This window comes from Streptomyces sp., from assembly GCF_019510245.1.
In the GTDB taxonomy this organism is placed as follows: Bacteria; Actinomycetota; Actinomycetes; order Streptomycetales; family Streptomycetaceae; genus Streptomyces.
In genome coordinates, this window is sequence record NZ_JAEKKT010000192.1 from 19,768 (window position 1) to 37,330 (window position 17,563).

General features: G+C 72.6%; 19 protein-coding genes and 2 pseudogenes. 7 read left to right on the plus strand and 14 right to left on the minus strand.

The window, feature by feature from the left end; translation table 11 throughout:
* Window positions 1-139 precede the first annotated feature (139 nt).
* The gene (locus tag JF597_RS38785; RefSeq protein ID WP_294007173.1) at window positions 140-484 is read left to right on the plus strand and encodes a hypothetical protein; all 345 of its coding nucleotides are present in this window, start codon (window positions 140-142) and stop codon (window positions 482-484) included.
* A gap of 67 nt (window positions 485-551) precedes the next feature.
* On the opposite strand, the gene JF597_RS38790 is transcribed toward JF597_RS38785, so the two are convergent.
* From JF597_RS38790 to JF597_RS38800, 3 genes are all read right to left on the minus strand, one after another.
* The gene (locus JF597_RS38790; RefSeq protein WP_294007176.1) at window positions 552-842 is read right to left on the minus strand and encodes a hypothetical protein; all 291 of its coding nucleotides are present in this window, start codon (window positions 840-842) and stop codon (window positions 552-554) included.
* A 195-nt stretch (window positions 843-1,037) separates the two neighbouring features.
* Window positions 1,038-1,319, minus strand: a complete 282-nt coding sequence (locus tag JF597_RS38795) for a hypothetical protein (protein WP_294007180.1) — start codon at window positions 1,317-1,319, stop codon at window positions 1,038-1,040.
* Between the two features lie 204 nt (window positions 1,320-1,523).
* The gene (locus JF597_RS38800) at window positions 1,524-1,997 is read right to left on the minus strand and encodes a hypothetical protein (RefSeq protein ID WP_294007183.1); all 474 of its coding nucleotides are present in this window, start codon (window positions 1,995-1,997) and stop codon (window positions 1,524-1,526) included.
* A gap of 466 nt (window positions 1,998-2,463) precedes the next feature.
* Here JF597_RS38800 and JF597_RS38805 point away from each other — a divergent pair, with 466 nt between their 5' ends.
* The 3 genes from JF597_RS38805 (at window position 2,464) to JF597_RS38815 (ending at window position 4,381) form a co-directional block, all read left to right on the plus strand.
* Window positions 2,464-3,255 (plus strand): hypothetical protein, encoded by a 792-nt coding sequence (locus JF597_RS38805; RefSeq protein ID WP_294007185.1) that lies wholly within the window; start codon window positions 2,464-2,466, stop codon window positions 3,253-3,255.
* A 73-nt stretch (window positions 3,256-3,328) separates the two neighbouring features.
* Window positions 3,329-3,607: a hypothetical protein gene (locus JF597_RS38810; protein ID WP_294007188.1), complete on the plus strand. Its 279-nt coding sequence runs from the start codon at window positions 3,329-3,331 to the stop codon at window positions 3,605-3,607.
* Between the two features lie 129 nt (window positions 3,608-3,736).
* A complete protein-coding gene (locus tag JF597_RS38815) occupies window positions 3,737-4,381 on the plus strand; it encodes a chaplin (protein WP_294007191.1) in 645 nt (214 codons plus the stop codon).
* 37 nt (window positions 4,382-4,418) lie between these two features.
* Here JF597_RS38815 and JF597_RS38820 read toward each other — a convergent pair whose 3' ends face one another.
* From JF597_RS38820 to JF597_RS38830, 3 genes and pseudogenes are all read right to left on the minus strand, one after another.
* On the minus strand, window positions 4,419-4,616 hold the full coding sequence (locus JF597_RS38820) for a hypothetical protein (protein WP_294007194.1): 198 nt from the start codon (window positions 4,614-4,616) through the stop codon (window positions 4,419-4,421).
* Window positions 4,616-4,762, minus strand: a pseudogene (locus tag JF597_RS38825) (isocitrate lyase/phosphoenolpyruvate mutase family protein); the annotation flags it as partial. The pseudogene JF597_RS38825 and the gene JF597_RS38820, both read right to left, overlap by 1 nt.
* A complete protein-coding gene (locus tag JF597_RS38830) occupies window positions 4,759-5,283 on the minus strand; it encodes a carboxymuconolactone decarboxylase family protein (protein ID WP_294007196.1) in 525 nt (174 codons plus the stop codon). The gene JF597_RS38830 and the pseudogene JF597_RS38825, both read right to left, overlap by 4 nt.
* A 47-nt stretch (window positions 5,284-5,330) precedes the next feature.
* On the opposite strand from JF597_RS38830, the gene JF597_RS38835 reads away from it, so the two are divergent.
* The gene (locus tag JF597_RS38835; protein ID WP_294007199.1) at window positions 5,331-6,839 is read left to right on the plus strand and encodes a PLP-dependent aminotransferase family protein; all 1,509 of its coding nucleotides are present in this window, start codon (window positions 5,331-5,333) and stop codon (window positions 6,837-6,839) included.
* 52 nt (window positions 6,840-6,891) lie between these two features.
* Window positions 6,892-7,380: a carboxymuconolactone decarboxylase family protein gene (locus tag JF597_RS38840; RefSeq protein WP_294007202.1), complete on the plus strand. Its 489-nt coding sequence runs from the start codon at window positions 6,892-6,894 to the stop codon at window positions 7,378-7,380.
* A 151-nt stretch (window positions 7,381-7,531) separates the two neighbouring features.
* Here JF597_RS38840 and JF597_RS38845 read toward each other — a convergent pair whose 3' ends face one another.
* The 6 genes from JF597_RS38845 to JF597_RS38870 are packed head-to-tail and all read right to left on the minus strand — an operon-like array spanning window position 7,532 to window position 15,458.
* On the minus strand, window positions 7,532-8,320 hold the full coding sequence (locus JF597_RS38845; RefSeq protein WP_294007205.1) for an aminotransferase class IV: 789 nt from the start codon (window positions 8,318-8,320) through the stop codon (window positions 7,532-7,534).
* A 19-nt stretch (window positions 8,321-8,339) separates the two neighbouring features.
* Window positions 8,340-9,518 (minus strand): FAD-dependent monooxygenase, encoded by a 1,179-nt coding sequence (locus JF597_RS38850; protein ID WP_294007208.1) that lies wholly within the window; start codon window positions 9,516-9,518, stop codon window positions 8,340-8,342.
* Window positions 9,515-11,074: a class I adenylate-forming enzyme family protein gene (locus tag JF597_RS38855; protein WP_294007211.1), complete on the minus strand. Its 1,560-nt coding sequence runs from the start codon at window positions 11,072-11,074 to the stop codon at window positions 9,515-9,517. The genes JF597_RS38850 and JF597_RS38855 overlap by 4 nt, the downstream gene beginning before the upstream one ends.
* A 38-nt stretch (window positions 11,075-11,112) precedes the next feature.
* Complete coding sequence (locus JF597_RS38860) at window positions 11,113-12,687, minus strand: AMP-binding protein (RefSeq protein ID WP_294007213.1); 1,575 nt, start codon at window positions 12,685-12,687, stop codon at window positions 11,113-11,115.
* On the minus strand, window positions 12,684-14,840 hold the full coding sequence (gene pabB, locus JF597_RS38865; RefSeq protein ID WP_294007216.1) for an aminodeoxychorismate synthase component I: 2,157 nt from the start codon (window positions 14,838-14,840) through the stop codon (window positions 12,684-12,686). The genes JF597_RS38860 and pabB overlap by 4 nt, the downstream gene beginning before the upstream one ends.
* A 30-nt stretch (window positions 14,841-14,870) precedes the next feature.
* Window positions 14,871-15,458 (minus strand): antibiotic biosynthesis monooxygenase, encoded by a 588-nt coding sequence (locus JF597_RS38870; protein WP_294007219.1) that lies wholly within the window; start codon window positions 15,456-15,458, stop codon window positions 14,871-14,873.
* A 271-nt stretch (window positions 15,459-15,729) separates the two neighbouring features.
* Between JF597_RS38870 and JF597_RS38875 the strand changes: the two genes are divergently transcribed.
* On the plus strand, window positions 15,730-16,455 hold the full coding sequence (locus JF597_RS38875; RefSeq protein ID WP_294007222.1) for a DUF3050 domain-containing protein: 726 nt from the start codon (window positions 15,730-15,732) through the stop codon (window positions 16,453-16,455).
* Here JF597_RS38875 and JF597_RS38880 read toward each other — a convergent pair.
* On the minus strand, window positions 16,436-17,299 hold the full coding sequence (locus JF597_RS38880; RefSeq protein WP_294007225.1) for a DMT family transporter: 864 nt from the start codon (window positions 17,297-17,299) through the stop codon (window positions 16,436-16,438). The genes JF597_RS38875 and JF597_RS38880 overlap by 20 nt on opposite strands.
* A gap of 115 nt (window positions 17,300-17,414) precedes the next feature.
* Window positions 17,415-17,563: pseudogene (locus tag JF597_RS38885) on the minus strand (hydrolase); the annotation flags it as partial.

Sequence of the window (17,563 nt, forward strand, 5' to 3'; positions counted from 1 at the left end):
CCCCGCACCGGCACCATTTCGGTCCGCCTGCCGGTGTGCTGAGTGACCACCATGGCGAAGGCAGCCCGGACGCACCCCGACTCCGTCGAGGTATGCGTCCGGGCTGCTTTGCATCGCCCTACGCAGAGGAAGACAACTCATGTTCACTGCACGGAAGATCGCCACCGTCTCGGGGCTCGTCGGAAGCCTCGCCGCGCTCTGCGTCGGCACCGGGCACGCCTACGCGGACCCGTCCCCGGGCGACTGCAGGACCACCGCCCAGGGCGGCACCGTCTGCGTCCACAAGAGCGAGTCGCGTATCGACAAGAACGGTACGCATGTCCTCAAGCAGGCGCAGGACTGCTCGACCTCCGACCGTCCACGTGTGCTGTTCCCGGACGACGAGGCGGCGGGTGACGGATCCACCAGGGCCGGGGAGGTCGTGGACTGCTCCAACAAGGCGGAGCTGCCCAAGGGCTTCAAGAGGCCGCACATCGAGTTCTGAGGGCCGCAGAAACGACAGTCCCCGGTTTCCCGGCCATCGGCCGGGAAACCGGGGACTGTTTTTCGTCCTACTTGCCGAACGCGCTGTTGCTGCAGCCCATGCTCGAACCCATGGACGACTGCTGCGCACCCGAGTTGCCCTCGCCGTTCAGCAGGTTGCCGCCCAGGCCGTTGAGGATGCCGACCTCGCCGAGGATGTCGAGGTTCAGGTCGTGCGACTTACAGCTGCTGCTCTGCTGGATGTTGAATTCGTCGCCCTTCTTGCCCCAGCCCTGGTCGGCATGGGCGGCGCCGGCGCCGAGGAGCCCGAGGCTCCCGAATGCGGTGACGATAACGGCGGCGGTGCGGAGCTTGTGCATGTCATCTCCGATGAATGAGGTGGATGCGATCTGCGAGAAATCGCGATCTGTGTCCTAAAGGCTGATACGAAATACCCGAGACAGCCGTGCGACGCGCCGAATACCTTTGCATTTCCCCGCCTTGGCGCCCCGCCGACACACACGAATGGTCCCGGCGCCGGGCGCCGGGACCATTCACTGCTGCTGTTGCCGGTCTCAGAAGGCGCTGTTGTTGCAGCCCATCGTCGAACCGAGGTTGGTGGCCTGGGCGCCGGGGTTGCCCTCGCCGTTCAGGGCGCTGCCCAGCAGGCCGTTGAGCAGGCCGACCTCGCCGAGGACGTCGAGGTTCAGGTCGTGCGACTTGCAGTGCGAGCTCTGGGTGATGTTGAACTTGTCGCCGTGCCCGTGGCCCTCGCCGCCGGCGTAGGCCGTGCCGCTGACCAGGCCGATGCTGCTGAGGGCGGCGACCAGGACGGCAGCGTTGCGAAGCTTGCGCATGTCATCTCCGTGGAGTGGGGGGTGCGATCTGTGCGAGATCGACTTTTTACAGTTACGGGAGATTAGTACGTAATACGGCAATTCCGGCAGCGACGCGCTGTTGTCTCGAGCGCGTGACAGAACCACCCGAAAAGTCGTATGGCCCGTGCGCGGGCATCGGCCGTGGCTCTCGAAGTGCCCGTGCCGGGCCGCGACTTCCGGCCGTCAGCCCAGGCGCTGCGCGCTGGCGAGCGCGTTCGACTGGCTGTTGGCCTGCGTGCAGTCGACGCCCCGGGTCTGGGAGGCCGCGAGCAGGGCGACCGGCACGTTCGCGTCGAGCAGGGACTGCGGGCTGCATTCCTGGTACGGACGGAACAGGTTGTTCTGCTCCACCGGGCCGCCCTGCACCGACTGCGGGGCCTGGGGCGAGATCTGAGGGTTGATCTGCGGGTTCAGCTGGGGGTTGAGCTGCGGGGCGACCTCGGTGCCCCGCTGCGGGGCCTGTTGCGGGGCCGGCGCGCCGTACGTCTGCGCACTCGCCTGGGCGGAGGTGGCGGCGGCGGCCTGGGCGTCCGGCTGCGAGACCGGGGTCGGCCCGGTCCCGTAGGAGATGGGGGCGGCGGAGCTGGGGCCGGCACCGACAGCGGTCAGACCGCCGGCTGCTGCGACGATGAGCGCGACCTGGCGAAACTTGCGCATGGAATTCTCGGCCCTTCATGTGATCTGTGTGCGGAACCTGATGAAATGACTGATGAGACAGCGCGGTTGTCGCTTTGTCACTGCCCCGGGCGGCTGGGATGCCCCTTCGCCCTCACCCCGTGGGGAACGAGAGGCGTGCGGACCCGGATACGGGCGCGGTCCCGCGTCACCCGTTTGCCGAAAGGCATATGAGCGGCAATGACCGTGCCGGTGACGGCAATTGGGTGACGCACCCCCGAATTCCCGTGACCACGGCCGCGCGATCCTCGTTCCGGTGGGGAGAGGGCGGTGGCCGAGGAGCTGAGGGGAACGAGGCGAATCGCTGCCGACTCCGATGCGAAGTTCGCGTGCTGCTCAGGAGTACCGCTGCTGAAAGTGCAGTGTCATTGCCGCACCATCTGCACGCGCGACCGCACTGAACGCAATGGACTTTCTCATCTCCAGGTATCGAAGGGCCGAGGGTTTCATGCGCAAGCTTCACAAGGCCGCGCTCGTTCTGGCGGCGGCCGGTGGTCTGTCCGCCATCGGTGCGGGCGTCAGCTATGCCGACGCTCCCGTCGGATACGGCGGTCCGGCCCCGGTGCCGGCTCCGGACCAGCCGTATCCCCAGGCCCCGCCCCAGGCACCTGCACCGCAGCAGGCCCCCTACGCCGTCGGCCAGACGCAGGGCTCGGCCCAGGCCACCGTGCCCGCCTACCCGCAGCAGCAGGCCGCGCCGCCGCAGTACCAACAGCCTGCCCCGCCGCCTCCGCAGTACCAGCAGGCGCCGCCGCCCCAGCAGTACCCGCAGCAGACCGGTTACGCCGTCGCCTCGGCCTCGTCGCAGGGTTCGGCCCAGGCCTCCGCCGCCCCCGCGTCCCCGCAGCAGCAGGCCGCGCCGTCCCCGCAGTACCAGCAGGCGCCGCCGCCCCAGCAGTACGCCCAGCCGCAGGCCGCCCCCGCGTACCCGCAGCAGCAGTACGCCCCGGCGCCGCAGTACCCCCAGCCCCAGCCGCAGTCGGCTCCGCCGCAGGTCGTACCGCAGGTCATGCCCCAGGTCATGCCGCAGGTCGCCCCGCAGCTGGCCGTGCCCCAGGGCTACGCCCCGGAAGGCCCGACGCGTGTCACCCCGCAGGTCAACCCCCAGGTGAACCCCCAGGTGAACCCGCTCATCAACCCCGTACTCGGAGCGCCGGGCGTGCCCGGGCTGGCGCCGGTCGGCCTCGGCCAGGTCGCGGCGCCTCCGGTCGGCCAGCTGGGGCTTCCCCGCCTCGGCTGACGCCGTCGCGCCACCGTCCGCACCTTCCATCGATCCGTAGCGGATCCCCGTCCGCTCGACCAACGGAGAACCCATGCGCACGTTCCACAAGGCGGTCCTCGTGGGCGCCGCCGTCCTCGGCAGCGTCTGCTCGATCGGCGGCAGCACCGCCTTCGCACACGGCGAGCCGGGCCACGACATCGACGTCACCCAGGGCACCGAGTGCCGCTCGCACGACATGAACATCGAGGTGCTCGGCAACGTCGGCGCCCTCACCGGTCTGGCGGGCAACCTGCTGAACGGCGAAGGGAACCCGGGCGCGCAGCAGAGCCACCTCGGCTCGGACATGGGCTGCAACAACCAGGCTCTCTGACCCGACAGTCCACTTCGCTTCTCTACTCAGCAATCTCCTCAACATTTGACCGAGTCCGGGTGCTGCCCGCGACGCGTCCGGAAGGGCAGGTACCCCATGAAACGGGTTACCCGGAACAGTGTGATCGCCATGGCCGTCGCCTCTGGCGCGATGGCCGTCGCGGGGACGGCCCATGCCGACTCCGCCGCCGAGGGCTCAGCGAGCGGCTCGCCCGGGCTGGCATCCGGCAACGCCATCCAGTTGCCGGTGGACATCCCGGTGAACGTCTGCGGGAACACCATGGACGTGGTCGGGCTGCTCAACCCCGCGATGGGCAACAAGTGCTCCAACGAGGGGCACAAGGCGCCGGGGAAGGCGGGCTCCGGCACGTCGGGCCGGGCCACGGCCGACGGAAGCACCCATGACTCGCCGGGAATCCTCTCCGGCGACCTCGTCCAGGTCCCGGTCCACGTGCCCGTGAACATCAGCGGCAACAGCGCGAACCTGGTGGGTGCCCTCAACCCCGTCTTCGGCAACGAGTCGCGCAACGGCTCGGACGACCAGCCCGACACGCCCGCACCGTCCACGCCGCGGGTCCACCACGAGCCGCAGCACCCGGCCAAGGCGTACCCGAGGCGGACCACCGTGGTGCGGCAGCGGACGACCGACACGCTCGCCCACACCGGCGCGGCCAGCCCCTGGGCACCGGCCGCGGTGAGCCTGGCGTCGCTGGCGGCCGGCGCGGTCCTCTACCGCCGCTTCCGCCCGGGGACGAGCAGCGCGCCGTACGCCTGAGCGCTCCGCCGGGAGTGCCGCGACGTGGCGTCCGCCGTCAGCCGGCTGCGGCGCCGTCGTGGCTGGTCGCGCAGTTCCTCCCCCAGCCTTCGGCCGGGGGTACCCCCAGCGCCCCTGCGGGCGCGCCGGACCCGCACAGTGACCGCAGGGCCAGCCGCAGCAGGCCCGGTCCGAACGTGACGCGGGTGGCCCCGAGTTCGCCGAGTGCGGCGGGCGAGGGGCCGTCGCCGTCCACACCCCGGCACTCGGCGTCGCCAGCGCCGGGAAACCGGCCGCGACCAGGGCCCGGGCGCTCGCCGCGTCCCACGGACCGGGCAGCACCAGGGGGTCGGCGGGCAGGCGCCCGTGGTGCAGCGCCCGGAAGTCCCCGGCCTTGCTCACCCGTGCTGTCCCGGCGTGTAGTGCCCGGGGACCATACGGGTCGTCACGGCGAACCGGTTCCAGGAGTTGATCACGATGATCGAGGCGATCAGCTGTGTCAGCTGCACCTCGTCGAAGTGCTTCGCGGCCCGCTCGTAGACCTCGTCGGGCACGAACCCTCCCCCAGACTTCGTCCGGGAGGTGCCCCCATTCAGCACGGTGACGGCCTCGGTCAGCTCGATCGCGGCGAGCTCCTGCTCGGTGTAGAAGTGCTTCGACTCCTCCCACGCGCTGAGCTGGACGATGCGCGCGATGCTCTCGCCCGCCGCGAGCGCGTCCTTGGTGTGCATGTCGAGGCAGTACGCACAGTGGTTGAGCTGCGAGGCGCGGATCTTCACCAGCTCGAACAGCTTGGCGTCCAGACCCTTACGGGCGGCTCCGTCCAGGCGGACCATCGCCTTGTAGACCTCGGGCGCGTGCTGGGCCCAGGCGAGGCGGGGGGTGTGCTCGGGGGCGTACTCGGCGTTCTCCTGATTGCTCATGGTGCCGACACTAGGTGCCAGGCAGCCCAGGGGTATGGTCCATTTCCATGGAGAGAACATGGGCCACTCCGCCCACTCCGCCCACTCCGCCCACTCCGCCCACTCCGCCCGCGCCGCCCGCTTCGCGCACTCGGCCCGCTCGGCCCGCTCGGGTCGCTCTGGGTATCGACCTCCACCTGGAACCGGCGGCCGGTCCGGGCCTGCGCCGCGGGCTGACCGACGCCCTGCGCGAGGCCGTGCGCAGTGGCCGGCTGCTCCCCGGCACCCGGCTGCCCTCCTCCCGCTCCCTCGCCGCCGACCTGGCCATCGCCCGCAACACGGTCGCCGACGCCTACGCCGACCTGGTCGCCGAGGGCTGGCTCACCGCCCGGCAGGGCTCCGGCACCCGCGTCGCGACGGGCGTACCGCCGGTGCGGCAGGCGGCGGCCCCCGCGGGGACGGCCGCCCACCAGCACGCCTACGACCTGCGCGCCGGCTTCCCCGACGTCTCCGCCTTCCCGCGCACCGAGTGGCTGAAGGCCGCCCGCCGCGCCCTCACCGCCGCCCCCAACGAGGCCTTCGGCTACGGCGATCCGCGCGGCCGCGCCGAACTGCGCGGCGCGCTCGCCGCCTACCTCGCCCGCGCCCGGGGCGTACGTGCCGACCCCGACCGGATCGTGATCTGCTCCGGGTTCAGCCACGGCCTGAGCCTGCTCGGCGAGGTGCTGCGGGCCCGCGGGGCGGACACGGTCGCCGTGGAGTCGTACGGCCTCGACGAGCACTGGCAGCTGCTGACCGCTGCCGGTCTGCGCCAGGTCCCGCTGCCCTTCGACGGACTCGGCACGGACACCGGGGAGCTGTCCCAGGGGACGGCCGCCGTGCTGCTGACCCCCTCCCACCAGTTCCCGATGGGCGTGCCGCTGCACCACGACCGGCGGGCGGCCGTCGTGGACTGGGCGCGGCGCACCGGCGGCCTGGTTCTGGAGGACGACTACGACGGCGAGTTCCGCTACGACCGCCGGCCCGTCGGCGCCCTCCAGGGCCTCGCCCCCGACGAGGTGGTCTACCTGGGCACCGCCAGCAAGTCCCTGGCGCCCGGGCTGCGGCTGGCCTGGATGGTGCTGCCGCCGCCCGTGGCCGGGGAGGTGACGGCCGTCAAGGGCGGTGTGGACACCTGCGGGGCGCCGGACCAGCTGACACTGGCCGAGTTCATCACCTCCGGCGCCTACGACCGCCACGTCCGCACCGCCCGCTCCCGCTACCGGCGGCGCCGGGACGCCCTGGTCCGGGCCCTCGCCGAGCGCGCCCCGGCGATCCGGGTCACCGGCATCGCGGCGGGCCTGCACGTCGTGCTGCGGCTGCCGCCCGGCACCCAGCACCGGGTGGTCCGGGCCGCCGCGGAACGCGGCCTCGCCGTCGAGGGCCTCACCCCGCGCCACCTCCACCCCGGCGCGGCCACCGCACCCCCGGACGCCCTCGTCCTCGGCTACGGCACCCCGCCCGACCACGCCTGGTCGGGCGCGCTGGAGATCCTGTGCGCGGTGCTGTCCGAACCGGCTGTGATCAGCGTCGCCTGAATTCCCCGACAACCGCCCCCGTAATTCAATTCCGGAGGCTAGAGTCTCTCCCATGAGTAATGGCGATCAGATGAGTCGTGTGGCCCTCAAGAAAATCACCCCGGACGTCTCGTCGGCGATGGGTTCCCTGCATGCCGCCGCCGTCACCGCGGCCCAGGACGCCAAGGTCGAACCGGAAATCCTCGAACTGGTCAGAATCCGCGCCTCCCAGCTGAACGGGTGCGCGTTCTGCCTCGACATGCACACCAAGGACGCTCGCGCGCAGGGCGAGACCGAGCAGCGGATCTATGCCCTGAACGCCTGGCGGGAGACCCCCTTCTTCAGTGAACGGGAGCGGGCGGCACTGGCGTTGGCCGAGGCCGTGACGTTCGTGGCCGACGGCCACGTGCCGGACGCGGTGTACGCCGAGGCCGCCGGGGTCTTCGACGAGGCGCAGGTCGCGGCCCTCGTCTGGGTGGCCGTCGTCATCAACGCGTACAACCGGCTCGCCATTGCGACGCGGATGGTGCCGGGGGCTTATCAGCCCAAGCCGGCCGAATAAAAAAACAGCGCGATATCCGGCCCGGTGAATTATTGCCGGGCCGGTTTCTTTTCTTTTCGGCTGCGGGTGTGTGGGGGGCTGGTCGCGTAGTTCCCCCCCAGCCTTCGGCCGGGGGCCAGCGCCCCTCACGGGGCGCTATTCAGCCGCTAGTTCACAGCGGCTCAGGTACCTCCTCGTCGAGCCATTTCCGCCACTCCGGTGCCCGTGCCGCCGTAGCGGCGCCTGCCGGGCCACCCACCCACCGTGTCACCGGTCTGATCCCATGCAGGGCGTTCACCAGCCACACCTCGCGGTCCGCCAGTTCGGCGAGGGTACGTTCGCGGTGGGCGACACCGATGCCGAGCCGCGCGGCTCGGTCCTGGATCAGGGCGACCGTCACCCCGGGCAGTACCGGCAGCCGAGGTGGCGGCAGGCACAGGGTGTCGTCCTCCCACCAGAGCAGGCTGGTGGTGGCCGCCTCCAGGACCACCCCGGACGGGCCCACCAGCACCGCCTCCTGGGCTCCCGCCTCGACCGCCCGGGCGCGCAGCCGGGCCAGGGTGTCCAGGTCGGGTCCCTTGCGGCGGGGCACGGTGCGCGGGTCGGGCTGGCCGACCGCCCAGACCTCGACCGTGGTGCCGAGCGGTGGCGCGGGCCGCAGCCGCAGCCGCACGTGGTGGGGGGTGAGTTCGACGCGCGGGAACCACTCGCCGGTGCGGGGCAGCGCGGCCGTCATGGCCCGCCAGAACTCCAGCAGCCGGTGCTCCGGTGGCCCGTCGCACTCGGCGCAGGACCGCACGAAGCGGTCCCGGTGCCGGTCCAGGCCGCGCACCCTGCCGTCCCGCACCAGCCAGGAGTCCGCGACCAGCAGCCGCTCACCGGTTCCCGGGTCCTCGACGGGCCGCAGGCCGGCGGCCGGTGACCACGCGAAGACGCCTGCCGTCACGGCCGGTCGTGTCATGACTTCTCCTTCGCCGTGCTCAGTATCTCCGGCCCGACAGCGCCGGTGCCCCGCCCCGCGGCCCGTACGGGGCGTGCTCCAGCCAGGACCCGCAGGACGGCAGGACCGGCGCCAGCGCCGCCGCCGCGCGCTGCCGCAGCCGGATGATCCGGCGCCGGGGCCGCAGATGGTCCAGGGCGGCCCCGGCCGCCTCGCTGTTGAAGAGCGCGGCGGCGCGCCGTACCGCCGCGTAGTCCGCCACCGTGCCGTTCGCGATCGCCTCCGCCGCGGCCGCCGCGTCCGCGATCCCGCTGTTCATGCCCCGCGCACCGAAGGGCGGGAAGAGGTGTGCGGCCTCCCCGGCGAGCAGTACCCGCCCGTGCGGGTCGGTGAAGGAGGCCGCGACCTTGCGCAGGAAGCGGTACGTCGACACCCACAGGATCCGGTCCGCGTACTCGTCGTGTCCCCCGCCCACCACGCCGGGCAGCCAGCGGCGGACGGCCTCCTCGGTGCCGTACTCCTCCGCCCGGTCGTGGGCGTGGCACTGGAGGTCCACCTGGAAGCCCCCGGTGAACGGCACCCGCATCACACTGCGACCGCCGACGCCGGGGTGCTCGTAGTGGAAGACCCGTTCGAGGGGCAGTTCGGCGCCCGGCCGGTCCGCCACGTCGACGACCACGTGGAAGCCCTCACCGTGCGTGCCCTCCATGGGGATGCCGAGCCCGGCCCGGACGGCGGACCGGGCGCCGTCCGCCGCGATCACGTACCCGCACTCCAGCTCCCTGCCGTCCGCGCAGCTCAGGGCGGCGCCCGTGGCGGTGGTACGGACGCCGATCACGCGTGCGTTCCACACGGACTCCACGCCCGCCGCCGCGCAGGCGTCCCGCAGGAAGCGCTCGGTGTCGACCTGGCGCAGGCTGGTGAAGGGCGGCCGGCCGGACGGGGCCGGGAAGGTGCGGGAGTACACCTCCCGGCCCCGGTACAGGGTCCGTCTGGTGTGCCAGGTCCGGCCGTACGAGGTGATCGCCTCGGCCAGCCCGGGCCGCATCCCGTCGAGCAGCGCGAGGGTCTCGCGGTGCACGAACAGGGCCCGGCTGCCCGGCCGTTCGCGGTCCTCGGGGTCCGCCTCCAGGAGCATCACCGGCAGTCCGTGCGCGCGCAGTGCCAGCGCCGCCGACAGGCCCACCGGCCCGGCGCCGACCACCACGACCGGGGTCACGCGCGGACACCCGCCGCCAGCATCCGGGTGATCTCCACCCGCTTCACCTTCCAGGTCGCCGTCATCGGCAGCTCCTCGAACCGCCACTGCCGCGGCTCCGCCATCGCCGGCAGGTCGGCGGTCGCCGCCCGCCAGCGCTCCGGGTCCAGCGGCCGTTCCCCGCGGACGCACACCACCGGGACCGGCTCCCGGTCCGCGCCCGGCACGATGACCACCTCACGCAGTTCCTCCAGCCGGTCCATGAGGGTGTCCTCGACCTCCAGGTTGCTGTGCACGGAGTCGATCCGGTCGACCTCGCGGTCGATCAGGTACAGCGCGCCCGTCCGGCTCCGGTAGCCCATGTCGCCCATCTGCCACCACTCGCCGTCCAGCTGGCGCTCGTACTGGTCGCGAGCGCCGAGGTAGGTGAGGATGCGGCCCCGGGTGCGGGCCTCGATCCGGCCGGGCGTGCCGGGCGCGGCGGGCTGCCCGTCGGGGCCGGTGACGCGGACGCGGGTGAAGCCCGGGATGCCGATCCCGACCCGTCGCCCGTCCGCACGGGACACGCTGCGCCGCGTGAACCACTGGAAGGCGACCGGTCCGGTCTCGCTCTGCCCGTACAGCTGGAGCAGCCACGGGCTGCGCCGCTTCGAGGCGTCGAGCAGCCGCCGTACCGTGCGCGGGTGGATGGCGTCGAACGTCGAGCCGTACGACTTCACGCGCGACAGCGGGGCGCCGGGCGCGTCGGCCAGCTCCTCCCAGAGCACGAAGGTGTTGGGGTGGGTCTCGACGATGCCGGGGCGGTGCCGGGCCAGCATCGGGCCGACCTTCGCCGGGTCCGGGTCGGTGATCAGCAGCAGCGGGCTGCCGTAGTGCAGCAGGACGCCGAGCAGGTGGTAGAAGCGGGAGTGCACGAAGGACATGTGCAGGGCCGCGACCTCGCCGCGGGTGGGCCAGCCCATCGCCTGCTGCGGGACCAGCCGGTTCCACATGGTGTGCGGGCAGTGCACGGCGAGCTTGGGGATGCCGGTGGTGCCGGAGCTGTGGGTGATCAGGGCGGCCTCGCGCGGGTGCAGCCGGATCGCCGGCGGGAGCTCGGCGCCGGTGTGCTCCGCCAGGGACACCACGCCGGGCACGCTGTCGACGGTGAGGGTCTGCCGGACCAGCCCCTTGACCTCCAGCCCGGCCAGTTTCGCCGCGTCCGTGACCAGCCACGGCTGCTGGAGCCAGCCGAGCAGCTTGCCGACCACCTCGCCGGCCAGCGCGGGGGAGAGCAGCACCGGCACCGCGCCGATCCTGGAGGCCGCGCAGGTCAGCAGCACGATGTCGACGTTGTCGGTCTTGTGCACGACGACCTGTTCGGCCGGCCGTACGCCGGCCGCCCACAGACGCGCCGACAGTTCCTCGACCGCGTCGGCGAGTTCCCCGTAGTTCAGGCGGACCCCGAGGTCCGGGTGGGTGTCCAGGGGACGGTCCAGGGTGACGAACACCCCGCCGTGCCGGTCGGCCGCCCGCCGGAACAGCGGGCCGAGGTAGAACCCGCGGTCGCCGACGAGGGACACCTGCGACTCCTGCATGGGGACGTTCCTTTCGGTCGGGTCGGTCGGGACCGGGGTCACCAGGCGCCCCGGCGGACCAGATGGCGGCGGAGCTTCCCGGTGGGGGTGCGGGGCAGGGAAGGCAGGAGGCTGACACTGCGCGGGACCTTGAAGGCCGCCAGCCGCTCCCGGGCCAGCCGCAGCAGCTCCTCCTGGAGCCCCTCCGGCGCCGGGGTGGCGGCCGGGACGACGAAGGCCCGCAGCCGTCCGGCACCCGTCCCGTCCGGCACCGCCGCCACCGCGACCTCCCGGACCGCCGGATGGGTGCGCAGCACGGCCTCCACCTCCAGCGGGGAGACGGTGATCCCGCCGACCATCTCCATGTCGTCGGTGCGCCCCAGATGCCGGTAGGCGCCGTCGGGTTCGCGGACCGCCCGGTCGTGGGTGGCCAGCCAGCCGCCGACCAGGGTGCGCGCGGTCTCCTCGGGCCGGTTGAGGTAGCCGGGCGTCAGCGTGGGGCCGCGCACCCACAGCTCGCCCTCGTGGCCGTCCGGCACCGGGCGCCCGTCCCGGTCGCGCAGCTCCACCTCGAAGCCGGGGACGGGACGGCCGACGGTGCCGGGGTGGTCGTGGCCGAGGCCGTTGGCGCAGAAGGCGTGTCCGGCCTCGGTGGAGCCGATCTGCTCCAGGACCGGGGCGCCCAGCAGCTCCGTGACCCGGTCACCCAGCCCGTCCGGCAGCCCCTCGCCGGCCGACACGGCGGCCCGTACCGAGGCGAAGCACGCCTGGTGCCCGGTGCCGCGGTCGGCGACCAGCGCCGCGTAGGCGGAGGGGACCGAGTACAGCAGGGTCACCCGGTGCCGGGCGACCAGCTCGTCGACGGCGGCCGGGTTGGGGCGCCGGTCCACCAGGACCGCGCTCGACCCCGAGAAGAGCGGGAAGACGAAGGCGTTCCCGAAGCCGTAGGCGAAGTACAGCCTGGAGACGGACAGGGTGACGTCGTCCGGGGTGATGCCGAGCAGTGGCCGTCCGATGAGGCCGTGGTACGCGGCCGGGTGGGCGTGGGTGTGGACGACACCCTTGGGCCTGCCCGTTGTCCCGGACGTGTACTGCACGTACAGCGGGCCGTCCGGGTCGACCGGCCGGGCGGCGGCGGGTTCGGCGGCCGGGGCGAGGGCGAGGAGCTGGTCGGCGCCGAGGCGGGGCCGCCCGGGGAAGCGGTCCTCCAGGCCCGGTCCCGTCAGGCACAGCACCGCCTCCGTGTCGGCGGCCATGAACACGTGGTCGGCGGCGGGCAGTTCGGGGTTGACCAGGACGGCCACGGCGCCGAGCCGGGCGACCGCGAGGAAGGCCACCACCCAGGCGATCGAGTCCGGCAGCGCGAGCACCACCCGGTCGCCGCAGGCCACACCCTGGGCGGCGAGCACGGTCGCGGCCCGCGCCCCGAGGTCGTGCACCTCGCCGTGGGTCCAGGCGCGATGGCCCTGGTGGAAGGCGGGACGGTCGCGCCAGCTGTGCCGTTCGGCCAGTTCGGTGAGCTGTGCGGCGAGGTTGGCGGTCGCGGTGAGGTCCGCGGTGGCGGTGGCGGCGGTGTTGGTGGCGGTGGCGTCGTCGTTGGTGAGGACGGCGGCGGGGGCGGGGGCCCGGGTCATCGGGTGGCCTCCTCGACGGCGTCCGCCGCGGCCGACGCCGTGTGCTCCCGCAGCGCCCGCATCTGCGCGGCCGTCTTCAGCAGCATCTCGTCGTACTCGGCGGCCGGGTCGGAGTCCAGGACGATCGCCCCGCCCGCGCCCAGCTGCATCCGGCCGCCCGCCATCACGGCCGTGCGGATGACGATGTTCAGGTCCGCGCCGCCGCTGCACCCGAGGTAGCCGAGCGCCCCCGAGTACACGCCCCGCGCCTCGGTCTCCAGACCGTCGATGATCTCCATCGTGCGCAGCTTCGGGGCGCCGGTCATCGACCCGCCCGGGAAGCAGGCGCGCACGCAGTCCACGGCGTCCGTCCCGGCCCGCAGCCGTCCGGTCACGGTGGAGACCAGCTGGTGCACGGTCGCGTACGACTCGGTGGCCATGAGGCGGGGGACCCGGACGGTCCCGGTGCGGCAGACCCGGCCCAGGTCGTTGCGGAGCAGGTCGACGATCATCAGGTTCTCGGCGCGGGTCTTGGCGTCGGTCGCCAGCGCGTCCCGCAGCCGCGCGTCCTCGAACGGGGTCGCCCCGCGCGGCGCGGTCCCCTTGATGGGCTTCGCCTCGGCCACCCCGTCCCGGGTGATCCGCACGAACCGCTCCGGCGAGGAACCCGCCACGTCCAGGTCGCCGAAGCGCAGGAAGGCCGCGTACGGCGCCGGGTTGACGCGGCGCAGCTCCCGGTAGAAGGCGTACGGGTCGGGTGGGGCGGGCAGCCGGGCCGCGTCGGTGAGGCAGACCTCGTAGCTGGTGCCGGCCCGCAACTCCCTTTGGCAGGACGCGATGTCGGCGAGGTAGGCGGCCCGGTCACGCACCAGCCAGGGCTCGGCGGCCGCCGGGACCGGCTCCGCGGCGGCGGGCGGGGCCGGCGGGGGCGCGGCCGGGGCCAGGAAGCTGAGCCGGGCCAGGGTGTCCGTCAGCCACTCCTCGGCGGCGCGCGCGGCCTGCGGGGAGTTCTCCGCCAGGCAGACCGCGTAGGTGACGTCCTCCTCGTGGTCCACGGCGATCAGCCGGTCCGCGAACAGCCAGCAGGCGTCCGGGGTGTCGGCCCGGTGCCGGTTCGGGGAGCCGCAGTCGGCCTTGGTCTCGTAGCCGAAGTAGCCGACATAGCCGCCGGTGAAGTCGAACGGCAGACCGTCGGCGTCCACCCGGCGGCTGCTCAACTGCCGCTTCAGGTAGTCGAAGACGCTCGCGGACACCTTGCGCGACGGCCGTCCGGCCCGTTCGACCTCGCACCGGCCGGCCGTGACGTCGTACCGCACGAACTCCGCGAGCGGGCCGCTGTCGTCGCCCAGGAAGGAGAAGCGCGAGCGGCCCTCCTCGACGAGCGAGCTGTCCAGCCAGAACGCGCGGGCCGAGGCGGCGAAGAGGCGGCTGAAGGCGGCCTCCGTGTCGACGGCGCCGGCGATCTGCCGGGTGTGCAGGCGGTACCCGGCCACTTCGGCGTGGCGGGGGCGGGGGATGGCCGCGCTCACCGGGGGCCTCGGCCGGGGGAGCGGCGCCTCGGCGGGCGGGACGGCGGTGTTCTTGGTGCGCGCCCTGCGGGCCCGGCGGGCGGTGAGGTTGCGGAAGTTCACCAGCATGCGGTGGCCGTACTCGGTGAGCACCGACTCGGGGTGGAACTGCACGCCCCACAGCGGCCGTTCGCGGTGCCGCAGCCCCATCAGGACGCCGTCCTCGGCCCAGGCGGTGGCCTCCAGGACGGCGGGCAGCGGCTCGTGCACCGCGAGGGAGTGGTAGCGGACGGCGGTGAAGTCCTGGGGCAGCCCGTCGAAGAGGTCCCGCCCGTCGTGCCGCACCCGGGTCAGGTGCCCGTGCCGCGGCTGCGGGGCGGGTCCCACCCGGGCCCGCTCCCCGAGCGCGATGCCCTGGTGCCCCAGGCACACCCCGAGCACGGGGACCGTGGCCTCGGCGATCACCCGGGCGCTGATGCCGAAGTCACGGCCGTCGCCCGGGTGGCCGGGCCCCGGAGACACCACCACGTTGTCGAACTCCGCGAGAGCGGGCGGCGCCGGCTCGTCATTGCGGATCACCACCGGTTCCTCGCCGTTGACCTCGGCGATCAGCTGGAACAGGTTGTAGGTGTACGAGTCGTAATTGTCGATGAGCAGGGTCTTCACCCGCCCACCTCCCTCGGGTCGTTCCCGGGCCTATGCGGCCCGTCGTTTGTGCCGCCCGCGCAGCGCCTGGAGCGGGGGATACAGCCATTTCTTGAAGAAACGCTGAAGTCGCGGCATGAGAATCCACGTGACAAGCGCTGTCACGCAGAGGCAGAGCACCAGAGTGCGAATGAGCGGATTGAGGCCGCCGAGATGCGGGATCACGATGATGTTGAAGAGCAGGACCGGCGGAAACACCGCGCTCATGTTGATGAACCACAATTTCCATTTCGCCGGAGGGGCGGGCGGCGGTGGCACGGGCGGCGGCCCGGCCAGCGAGTCGAACCACTCCTTCGACCCCCGTACGCTACGGCGCCCGGTGGGCCGGGCGATGCCGTCCGCGCGGATCTCCCACTCGCCGCGGTCCGGGGAGTTCTCCCAGGCCAGTGCCGAGTCCTCGGTGGCGAAGCGATACACGACATGCCATTCCGTCTCCTGGTCGACTAGGACGCCGCCGCCGAGGAACCCCGGCCGGCGGGCGCTCGCGCCCAGCATGGCCCACCCCCAGGAGTGGAAGTCGGCCTCGCGACCCGGCATCACGTGATACGCCACGGTGACGGTGACGGGATTACTGGTCACGGTGTCCTTTACGCAATGGACACAACTCGCGTTCAAAGTTTCAACGAGTTTTTTTGTGTCCGGATCGTGAGTCTTTATAGCGCTTTCTATGTGCTTGCTGTGGTCTGCCGTTCGGTACTTCCGGTAAGTCGCTCGTAATTCCCGAAAGTGCTTGCCGGGTCGGTCGCTCAGGTTGCACGATCGCCATCCCAGAACGAAGGAGGCCGCCATGTCGAGGTACGTCTGGAATATGACCGAAGAGGGTCGACAGGCAATCGATCAGGCGCGTTCCGTGATCGAACCGGCGCGAAAAGAAGTGACCGCGCACCCGATTTACCAGCGAATATCCGGCCGGGAGCACCTGGCCACGTTCATGGCCCACCACGTGTTCGCCGTCTGGGACTTCATGTCCCTGCTCAAGTCGCTCCAGCGGGAACTGACCTGTGTCGACGTGCCCTGGGTGCCGCGCGGCTCCGCCGTTGCCCGCCGGCTCGTCAACGACATCACGCTGGTCGAGGAGAGCGACGAGCTGAACGGCGGCTTCACCAGCCACTTCGAGCTGTACCGCGCCGCCATGGCCGAGGCGGGTGCCGAGACCACCCCCGTCGACACCTTCGTCGCGCTCCTCACCGAGGGCCACGACGTGCCGGCGGCCCTGCGGGTGGCCCAGGTCCCGGCGCCGGCCGCCGAGTTCGTGCGCACCACGTTCGGCATCATCGCCGACCGCCCGCTGCACTGCCGGGCCGCCGCCTTCGCCTTCTCCCGCGAGGACCTGATCCCGGACATGTTCGACCAGGTCATCAGGGAGGAGGGCACCGACCGCTTCCCGCTCTTCCGCGACTACCTCGCCCGGCACATCGAGGTCGACGGCGAGGAGCACACCCCCATGGCCCTCCAGATGGTCGCCGACCTGTGCGGCACCGACGACGCCCGCTGGCAGGAGGCCACCGAGACCGTTCTCGTCGCCCTGGAGGCCAGGTCCCGCCTGTGGGACGGGATCAATGCCGCGATGGGCTGACCGGCTCCGCCGTTTCGGGGCCGGTGTCCTCGGTGCCGGGCGCCTCCCCGAACCGGCCCAGGGCCAGCGCCCCCGCCACGGCCACCGCGAATCCGAGCACCGCGAGCCAGGTCAGGCCCTCCCGGGTGCGGTCCCCGAGCCATACGACCCCCACCGCCGCCGGGCCGATCGTCTCCCCGATGACCATGCCGGCCGTCGCCGTGGTCACCGAGCCGCGTTGCAGCGCCGAGGTCAGCAGCATGAAGGCGCCGCCGCCCCCGACCAGCAGGGCGTAGGTCGCGGGGTCGGTGAACAGCCCGGCCGGCCGCAGGGTGTCGATCAGCCGCACCGACACCTCCACCACGCCGAACCCGAACCCGGCCCCGAGGCCGAGGGCCAGCGCCCGCCCCCGCCCGGTCAGCCGCCCGCCGGCCAGGCCGAGCAGCAGCACCCCGACCGCGGTCCCGAGCATCACCCACTTCAGCGTCATGGACCCGGCCCGGTCCCCCTCCGGCCCCGATGCCAGTCCGAGCATCGCGAGCCCCGCGCACACCACGCCCACCGCGGCCCACTCCACCCCGCTCAACCGCACCCGCAGCAGCCGCGCCGCGACCACCGCGGTCACCGCGAGCGACGACGCGAGGGCCGCGCTCACCGCGTAGATGGGGAGCGAGCGCAGCGCCAGGATCTGGAACACGAACCCGAGCCCGTCCAGCCCGAGTCCGACGACGTACCGCCACTGCCGCACCGCGCGCAGCAGCAGCGCGGCCTCGCCGCCGGTGCCGTCACCGGCCGCCCGTGCGGCCATCGCCTGGAGAACCGTCGCCGTACCGAAGCAGATCGCGGCCACGAGGGCGCACACCATTCCGAAGAGCACAGAGGGACTGTAGGGGAGTGGGGTGCGCGGTGATCGAGAGGAGAGCAAGGAGCGGGTCCGGGGCGGCCCCGGACCCGCTCCTCCGGCCCCCTGGACGTCAGCTCGCGCCGGCCAGCCAGGCGGTGGCGTTGAGGGCGAGGGCGGCGTTGGTGGCGCCGCTGTCGTTCCAGCCGTCGTACAGGGTGTTGCCGGACTGGCCGGTGCCGTCGTCGATGGGCGAGCTGTCGCCCCAGAACGCGACCCGGCCGCTGC